Genomic DNA, 9,378 nt, shown 5'->3' with positions numbered 1-9,378 from the left:
TAAGGTGTAAATTTGAGCATCCATTTTTGAGAATGCCTTTTTACTACAAACCGTTGAGTAGTAATTTGTCCATCCTCGTATGATAGGGTTTAGTTTCTCTATCAGCCTCTTTTGTGAGGTTCCTTTATGGGTATTAACTACCTTTTCCAGCTTGCGCCAGGGTAGTTGGTTCCATTCATACATCGGTTTTGTTGCCGTGTTCATGACTTATTTACTGTCTACTTACAGCTTTACCTTCCGAATTACCGTGAGTCTGTCTGCTTATCCTTGGAATTACCCAAGGCATTCGCTTCTGACTCAATCTTTCCACTCCGTAGCATCCGGTTAGCACCTACTCTGGGAATCGACCTTCTCAGAGAGCATACGGGTGGTTATTTCGTTCCTAATAACCATTGGTTGTACCTTTCAGAACGATGCTCTCCACCAGGTTTATGGGAAGCGCTTATCAATTGGTCGAGACACCATTGACTCCCTGACCTTGCCCTTTTGGGACTCCCAGCGTATCAGACCTTATTTCGCTGGTTAATCCTCTTGATGGGTAGTCGCATCTTCACTTTCGTTATTCATGGGTACTTGCTTACCAGTTGTCGGGTAAGGCTCCCAACAGGGCTTGATTTTCATCCCCGCTTTACGGATTGATGGCTAGTCTCTACCGTAGGGGAAGTGCTTTCACTCCTGCGCTTGGAGGGTGGGAGTTGGAGGTTCTAGGATACTAATCCTCACCCACATGGTTATTAAGTTGTCATCTGTTGGGGATTTAAGTGCGAACTCAACCTAATCGGTTACCCTAACAGAAGCCTGGAATCCTCCCATTTCTAGGTTTCTCCAGAACGAATCGCACTCCCTATGGATGGTTAAACCACATGTGCAAGAATGAACTCTTTCACGAAGTTCTTTCTTAACTTTCTTCCCACAGATACAGCACTCCTGACTTGTATTGTGAGGAGGGACGGCAATTGCCGTTTTTCCAAACTTTTTAGCAAAATGCTCAATCCACAATCTGAACTGATACCAGCTAGCGTCAGATATTGACCTAGCGCGATTGTGGCACTTGACCATGTTGCGAATTCTCAAGTCTTCATAGGCTACTAAGTCGCTAGACTTGACTACCCGCCCTCTGCCTTTTACTAAGAACTGCTATAAACTGATTGCTAACCCATCAGCGCGAGGATCTGAGGCTGCAATGAAAATTCCTTCACGGTGAAGAATAATTTGACCTTTCCCAAAATGTCTGTCCTCCGTACTTACCTGAATATCATGACCCTGCTCCATTAGTGCCTGTGTTACATAATCGGGTACTGTCTGTTCTAAAAGTACAGTCTTTCCAGATAGAAAGCGCCATCTGGGTGCATCGAGAGCTGCTTGAGGATTCATGCCGTAGTCAGCCATGTTGAGCACCACTTGCAAGTGTCCCTGTGGCTGCATCGCTCCCCCCATAACCCCAAATGGCCCTAAGGGTTGATTGCCTTGTGTGAGAAAACCGGGAATAATCGTATGGAAGGCGCGTTTAGTGGGTGCCACTTGATTAGGATGACCGGCTTCTAAGGAAAAGCCGACGCCTCGATTTTGCAAGGCTATGCCCGTGTTGGGAATGAGAATTCCACTGCCAAAGCCTTCATAGTTGGATTGGATAAACGAAACCATGACTTCAGAGTCAGCAGCAGCGAGATAGACGGTTCCACCTTTAGGTAAGCCGAATTGAGCGAGGGGAATGGCCTGTTGTCCAATCAGCTGACTCCTCTGTTTGGCATACGCTTTGTCTAAAAGCTGCTCAACAGCTACTTCCATAAAGCGAGAATCAGCGACGTGCCGATGAACGTCCGCAAAGGCTAGCTTCATGGCTTCGATTTGCAGGTGATAACTTTGGGGGGATTCGCGAGGATATTGATGGATGTTACACTCTTCTATGATGTTTAAGGCCATCAACGTCGCGATACCTTGAGTGTTGGGGGGAATTTCCCAAACGGTTAGGTCGCGATAGTCTGTGGAGATGGGTTCTACCCAGTCTGCTGTATGGGCAGCGAGGTCAGCTGTGGTCAAAAAACCACCGGTGGAAGCGGCAAAATTGGCGATCGCATCAGCAATTTCTCCTCGATAAAAGCTCTCACCCCCACTGCTTGCGATCGCTCTCAAAGTTTTAGCATGAGCCTCACTTCTCCACACCTCCCCGGCTGCTGGTGCTCGGTTGTGAGGGAAAAAGACTTGTTTAAAGGGCTGAAATTCAGGTTGAGTCAGGGGCAAGTAGACAGCTTCCGCCAGTTTCCAGAGAGTAGCGGTTATAGGCGACACAGGGAAACCGGCTTCGGCATACCGAATAGCGGGTTCAAATAACTGCTCAAAGGGTAGCTTGCCCCAGCGTTGCGATAAACTGCGCCAAGCGGATACGGCTCCTGGTACAGTTACAGGCAGCCAGCCCAGGGAGGGAACTTGCTCCATTCCCGTAAAATGCTCCAGCGTGAGGTTTTGGGGACTTCTGCCGGAAGCATTGAGTCCGTGTAGCTTGCCATCCCAGACTAAAGCGAAGGCATCTGAACCAATGCCGTTGGAGGTGGGTTCGACGACAGTTAGTGCGATCGCAGTTGCTAAGGCGGCATCCACTGCATTTCCCCCAGCCCAAAACATTTCCATCCCCGCCAGAGTTGCCAGAGGCTGGCTAGTTGCCACAGCACCGCGCTTGCCCATAACTACTCGTCGTGTCGAAGGATAAGGATAGTTATTTAAATTTGGAGCGTTCACAGGGTTGGATTTGGATACCGAGCATCAACGACATCAATTTCTACCAAGATATAGCCTTTCTCAGATGCGTGAAGTACATCAGAATAATCTAACCCCCAGCCCCTTCCCTACATGGGAAGATGAGAAAGAATCAAAGCCTCTCTCCTTGTAGGATACCGCTGGCGAAATATTTTGTAATGTTGTGAAACGCCTGAAAGCCCCCTCGCATCGCCCAACTTTGGGGGACTTTGAAATCTTCCCCCAGAATTGGGGGGTTAGGGGGGCTGGAAAAACCTTTGTCTCGTCGCCAATATTTCCCAATATTAAATTCGCCAGCGGTCTCCTTGTAGGAGAGAGGTCAGAGTGTACCGCATTCAACCGAGAACCGCTATATCTTTGCTCATCACCAAGGATTGCCAACGAGCGTAAAAGCAGCCCAATAATAAGGATGTTCAAAATTTTTGTCTCCTATCTTGGCGAGTTCTCCTGAAAGAGGCACTGATTGACGACTAGTGACTAATTGGCTCCCTTTGAGGTACACCTGTCCCTTGAGCATCGCCAGTTGTGTTTGCCGCAATGCCTCGGCCTTAATCGGTACCTGCTTTAGCTGCTGATACATCTGGGTCATTAGCCCCAGTGTTCCCTCATCACTCACAAACCATAAACTGCCCAAAGTTGACTTAACCCCAGCTTGTACAGCTAACCCTGCAAAGCCTAATTCAGCGTCCTTATTCCCCAACGCTGTCTGACAGGCACTCAAGACTAATAACTCTACAGGCGGGTCATTCCAGCCTAATTGCCGAAGTTGGTCTAGCCGTAGTTTGGTGTCCCAAAGTTGAATGTAAGAGTTGCTGGGATTACCCGCTTGGAAAGATGCATGAGTAGCCAGGTGGATGATACCAAAGGGTTGCTGCTGTCGCTGTGCCTTAAGGTTTTCTAGGGTGAATGCCTCGTTAAGAAAGGACTCGCCTTGCCACAGAGAGTGAGTAATCGTAGATAATTCTAGCGGCACAGCAGGTAGGGGCTTTTGCTCCGCAAACCGCGATGCTCCCATCCCTAGAACCTGCGAGTTTTTAATATCCTTGTAGCGCGTATTAGTCAGTGACAGACTGGGCATCAAGCCAACACTGTATTTCTCGATGAGAAACTGTTGACCATCATAGAGAGCAGCAATGGGAATAGAGCGCAAGCCAATATCCATGATCATCGTTACATTTTGAATGCCTCGGGCTTTCAACTCCGTTTCCACAGGAGCCACTAACCATCGATAGAGTTGTCGGGCAGGAGCCTGATAGCTCGTGCCACCTTGGACACGGGTGACCTCCGAACGAAATTCACTTGCAACTTTCATAACTTGCGATCGCGTTGCTCCCTCAATCGGCTTGCGAATGGGCGCTCCGTGAGCCGTGACGATCAACAATTCCAAGCGATCGCTATTGTGGGAGGAGAGATTTTGCTGACTTGACGCTGACTGGGCACTCCGCTGACTTATCGTGTTCTGGGGTAAAAACGCGACATAGATGAGTGCCGGTTTAACTCCAGTTGCTTTCTCAATATTCAGAAGAATGTCACGGGCGTCTGCCAGGGTTGAAACCGGAGTATCAAGAGGTAACTCCAAATAGTTTTGGTATTGTTGCGAGAAAAGCCCTTCAAGCCGGGAAAAAAATTGTGCTTCAGCATCATCAGAAGCCGACGTAGCATTGGGATTAGGTTGAGTCGGTTCTTGCACTCGACCATCGGTATTCGTTGCGTCTGCTCCAGGCGAGTTAGTATTGCCACTATCAGTGCTGGTTGCGTTACCTCCGGTATTGCTGGTTGAACCACCACTATTAGTGCTGGTTGAGCTACCTCCGGTATTGCTGGTTGAGCCACCTCCGGTATTGCTGGTTGAGCTACCTCCGGTATTGCTGGTTGAGCCACCACTATTAGTGTTGGTTGAGCCACCACTATTAGTGTTGGTTGAGCTACCTCCGGTATTGCTGGTTGAGCCACCACTATTAGTGTTGGTTGAGCTACCTCCGGTATTGCTGGTTGAGCCACCACTATTAGTGTTGGTTGAGCTACCTCCGGTATTGGTAGTTGAAGAATTTGAGGTGGGTGACGGAGTGGGAACGGGTATGGGATTTAAGCCTGTGGAAGGACTCGGACTGGGTGATGGGCTTGGACTGGGTGATGGGCTCGGGCTGGGTGATGGCGTGGGGTTTGGTGGGGTTACAGTGCCAGCATTACCGGGGCCTTGATTTTGGACATTGGTAATGCCGTAGATAATACTACCTGGAGCCGTAAGTGTGATGGAACCAGCATTGCCTGGGCCTTGATCGTTGGCAATTATATCACCCGTGCTAATGTTGCCCTGCGTGCTAGTTATCGTTACAGAACCAGCATTCCCCGGTCCCTGATCGTTTGAAGTGATATTGTTGGTAGTAATATTGCCTGGAGCCGATAAGATAACAGGGCCAGCACTGCCTTGACCTTGATTGGAGGTGTCGATATTCCCGACAGTAATAGTTCCCGGAGATGACGAGGTTCCAGAAGAGGTAAAGGTTGTTTGCCCTTGTTGTAAAGGAAAATTCGACGCATTGGCCAAAGTAGTCACACCCGCTCGCAAAATCAGGGCTGGACTACTCTGCAAAATCGAAATATCTGGATCGGTACCCGGAAGCAGAGCCGTATCTGGGCCAGTAATTCTGATATTCCCAGCCGTGATGCTGCCTGTAGACTGTACCTTAAGTGCGGTACCTGTGTAATTCCCAAACGTGACATCACCGATTGAACTGATGATAGGGTCGTAAAGGCTGACAAAGTTACCAGGAGCGCCTGCTAAGTTAAGAATCGAGAAGCCATTACTGGCAAAGTGAGCATCACCGGAAATATCACCATTACTGACTAAACTCAGTTGACCGCCGCTAGTAAACGGAGTCTGGGGATGGTTGAGTGCCAAAATATCGATATTGCGATCGCCCTGAATGTAGAGGTTACCCCCTGCCTGAGCTATAAACGGATTAGTCACGCTATCTCGCACTCGCACCGTATCTTTAGCCAGGAGAGTCAGTCCCCCAGTCGTGACCAGTTGGCTTTCCACTAAGGTTAGATTACGGTTAGCCGAGAGTGTTGCGGTTTGAGCTGTTACGTGCTTTGCCACCACATCCCCAGTTTCTACACCGATGCCGGAACCCGTTAGCTGCACAGTGCCATCGCTGTTGACAGCCAATCCCGTGGCATTTCCTACATTGCCACCCGTTAATAGTTGAGGTAAAGAGGCAATGGGCAATGTCCACGCTTCCGGTTGACTGCCACTTCCCGTCAGTGGTTGGATGTCTAAACTCAGTACACTTCCAGGTTGGCTCAAGCGCACCGTATGCTCCCCTGGTACAGCTGCAACTGTAATCATTCCTCCAGGTGCAGACAATTGCCCGGAACTAATTGCCGTACCGCCTAAAAGGGTTAAATTTTGTCCTTGTCCGACTGCCAGGTTGCCAGCATTGACAATTGCCCCAGGCGTGGAGGTATTGAAGGCAAACGTATTAGGCGTTCCAACAAGTGCTTGATAGTCAACAACACCTGTGGAATTAAACCAATGATTGCCGAAACCAATGGCTGTAGCCGTTGTGGCAGTAAAAGAGGCAGGCACATTGAGCCTCGCATCGGAACCAAAGACAATCCCGGCTGGGTTGAGCAAAAATAAGTTAGAGTTACCACCCGTAACCTGAATTAGACCATTAATAACTGAGGCATCTCCACTGCTGACTCGACCCAAGATATTCTGAATCGATGGATTAGAGAGGAAGTTGGCAATTTGGTTCTGATTCAGGTTGAATTGAGAGAAACTGTGGAAAAGGTTGGCTCCATCGCTGGACAGTTGTCCGCCTGTGATATCAAGTTGATTGCCAGTAGGCGTTACCACCGTGCCAGTGCCATCAGACGCCGGAACAATAGATTGTGCCTGTACTAAAGAAGGCAAAAAAAAACCAGCAAAAAGCAATAGGAAAAAAGTCAGGATTTTTTCTTGTTGTACCCTATTCTTTTGTCGGAAAAAGTTAGGGCAGGAATGAGTATTGTGTGTAAAGATTATTCTTTTCATCGTTAAATCTCCTTTGGTAGCCACCTGTTGGTTAGGGTAAGAATCAAGTCGTAGCCACACCCAAAAAGTGCCCGCTCAGAAGCCATTCCCAAGAGAATCAAGACGCAGTTTGCGTCAATCTGTAAACTTCATTCCACCTTGAGCTGAGGAGATATATTTCCCCAGATAGATGCACCCGGAAGCTTACACGGTACTTGAATACTCAGATTTGTAGATTGGCTAGAGGAATAGCAAAACCCATCAAAGTTTAATCGATAAATCGATATTGGGAAGAGCGTTAACCTAACCTAGGGGAGATGTTTAGTTTTTTGAGAAGCGGCTGACTTGAAAGCAGGCAGGGAAAGCAGGTGAAACTAGGGGAGAATTATTTTCCTGCATGATGGGTGCACACTGTTGATGATCGAAGACTTATCGCTTATGGAGTGGGATTAGGATACCGAGCATAAACCGCATCGATTTCTGCCAAAATATCTTTATCCAGCGTCACCTCTAAACTGCTGAGATTCTCCTTAAGCTGTCCCATCGTGGTTGCACCAATAATGGTACTGGTAACAAACCAGCGCGATCGCACAAATGCCAACGCTAACTGTGCCGGAGTCAGGTTATGCTTGTGGGCAATTTCCACATAAGCCCTTACTGCTTCCATCATATTGGTTTTGTCATAGCGCTGACCAAATCCCGGAAATAAAGCCATCCGGGACTGTTCCACTGTCCCATTGAGATGTTTACCCGTCAAAACACCAAACCCCAAGGGACTATAGGACAACAAACCCACATTATTGAACCGACACGCTTCGGCGAGGTGAATCTGAAATACCCGGTTTATTAAGTTGAAAGCATTCTGAATCGAGACGACTTTCGGTAATCCCAACTGTTTCGCTAAATGGCAAAACTCACATACTCCCCAAGGCGTCTCATTGCTTAAACCCAGGTAGCGAATTTGACCTGCTTTGATTAGGTCGGCAAAAATTTCCAGTTGTTCAGCAATGGGTATAGTGTCCCGTTCTTGCGTGGGGTCATAGTCGGGGGCACCAAAGAGAGAAACATAGCGATCGGGCCAGTGGATTTGGTAGAGGTCGATGTAGTCTGTGCGTAAACGCTTTAGGCTGTCTTCTACCGCTTGCTTGACATTGGGACGGTCAATTCTGCGTTTTTCCCCTCGAATCCAACTTAAGCGAGAGGTTGGGCCTGCTATCTTAGTCGCGATAATGAGTTGGTCTCGCTGCTGCTGAACTAACCATTCGCCGATATATTCCTCCGTCTTCCCTTGAGTTTCTGCCCGTCCCGGTACGGGGTACATCTCAGCCGTATCGATGAAGTTGATGCCTTGGGCAACGGCATAGTCGAGTTGCTGACTGGCATCGTCTATGGTGTTTTGATGACCGTAGGTCATCGTTCCCAGGCAGATTTCAGAGACCAACAACTCGCTATCGCCGAGTTTTTTATATTGCATTACCCTAACTATCGGACAATCGTACTGAACAACATTATGGATGAAACTCGCCAACAGCACTGGAAAACTCTAGACCGCTTTCTGGAAATACATTCCCCTTGGTTCACCTTAATTGGCGAACATCTACAAGATGATTCCCAACAAGTTATAGATTATTGGCGGGTCGAAAAAGCAGATTCAGTGGTTATTTTGACCATTCACGGCGATAAACTGATGCTTCCCATGCTGAATTATCGCCCTGGATTGGGAAAATCCACGCTCGATTTTCCGGGTGGACGTGTCAGTGAGGGGCAAACAGCAGAAACGGTGGTGCCAAAAATTTTACAGAAGGAATTGGGTATAAAAGAGGATGCGATCGCACGCCTTACTCTCCTCAACCCTAGCGGCTGGCCTATCAATAGCGCGTTCTCTAACCAAAAACTCTACGGTTTTGTGGCAGAAATAGAGCCTACGATATCAGTAAACCCTGACATTTTGGCAGCTACCTATCCCAATACATCGGAAGGCATTCGTACCTTACTTAAAGATTTAACTTGTCTTCAGTGTCGAGCTGTGGTTTTAGAGTGGCAAAGCCAATTGAGTTGATACCAATGCTCTAAAATAGACCTATCTTGAAAGAGCTGGCGGAGTAATTGGTACTCGGTATAGAAGGCAAAATGAATTTTCTCTGATGACTAACAAGGTTGTTATCTCGACAAGATTAGGCAGTTGGCTTATGCTGGGTACAGCAAGAATTTTCGTAGGTCAAAGCGGGGGCGAAAAACCGGGGAGTCCCACGAAAAACGCCAGAACCTTGACAATTAAAGAGTTTGAGCGCTTTCAGTCGCTCAGGTAATGAGAATGGGTTTCAATAAGTGAGGCTGAAATGAGGGTGAAAAAGAGTCCCACGAAAATCCTGTGTAGAACCCTCTGTCCATCAAGGTTTCAGATGGCGGTCTTTCCGCTTACTTAATCCCCGCAAGGGGACTGAAACTTCCAATGGAATACATAATACAAGACATGAGCGCTAACTTTCCGCTTACTTAATCCCCGCAAGGGGACTGAAACGAAAGATCTCGTTGCTGCTCAATATTCGCTTAGTGAGTTACGGTTCGCTTTCCGCTTACTTAATCCCCGCAAGGGGACTGAA

6 protein-coding genes are annotated in these 9,378 nt (G+C 48.0%); 1 reads left to right on the top strand and 5 read right to left on the bottom strand.

Features of this window, described 5'->3' with window-relative positions; translation table 11 throughout:
- From V6C93_RS20125 to V6C93_RS20105, 5 genes are all read right to left on the bottom strand, one after another.
- A partial coding sequence (locus V6C93_RS20125; RefSeq protein WP_333478455.1) for a group II intron maturase-specific domain-containing protein occupies positions 1–204 on the bottom strand: 204 nt, incomplete at its 3' end.
- A gap of 570 nt (positions 205–774) precedes the next feature.
- Positions 775–1,059 (bottom strand): transposase, encoded by a 285-nt coding sequence (locus tag V6C93_RS20120; RefSeq protein ID WP_333478454.1) that lies wholly within the window; start codon positions 1,057–1,059, stop codon positions 775–777.
- 78 nt (positions 1,060–1,137) lie between these two features.
- Complete coding sequence (locus V6C93_RS20115) at positions 1,138–2,682, bottom strand: gamma-glutamyltransferase family protein (protein WP_414644218.1); 1,545 nt, start codon at positions 2,680–2,682, stop codon at positions 1,138–1,140.
- A gap of 436 nt (positions 2,683–3,118) precedes the next feature.
- Positions 3,119–6,796: a CHAT domain-containing protein gene (locus V6C93_RS20110; RefSeq protein ID WP_333478452.1), complete on the bottom strand. Its 3,678-nt coding sequence runs from the start codon at positions 6,794–6,796 to the stop codon at positions 3,119–3,121.
- Positions 6,797–7,211: 415 nt separating this feature from the next.
- Complete coding sequence (locus V6C93_RS20105) at positions 7,212–8,249, bottom strand: aldo/keto reductase (protein ID WP_333478451.1); 1,038 nt, start codon at positions 8,247–8,249, stop codon at positions 7,212–7,214.
- 36 nt (positions 8,250–8,285) lie between these two features.
- Here V6C93_RS20105 and V6C93_RS20100 point away from each other — a divergent pair, with 36 nt between their 5' ends.
- Entirely contained in the window at positions 8,286–8,834 is a 549-nt protein-coding gene (locus V6C93_RS20100) for an NUDIX hydrolase (protein WP_333478450.1), read from the top strand.
- Positions 8,835–9,378 lie beyond the last annotated feature (544 nt).

The organism is Allocoleopsis sp., from assembly GCF_036703385.1.
Classification (GTDB): domain Bacteria; phylum Cyanobacteriota; class Cyanobacteriia; order Cyanobacteriales; family Coleofasciculaceae; genus Allocoleopsis.
Note: the sequence above shows the minus strand (reverse complement) of the source record. Positions and strands in the feature narration are given on the sequence as shown.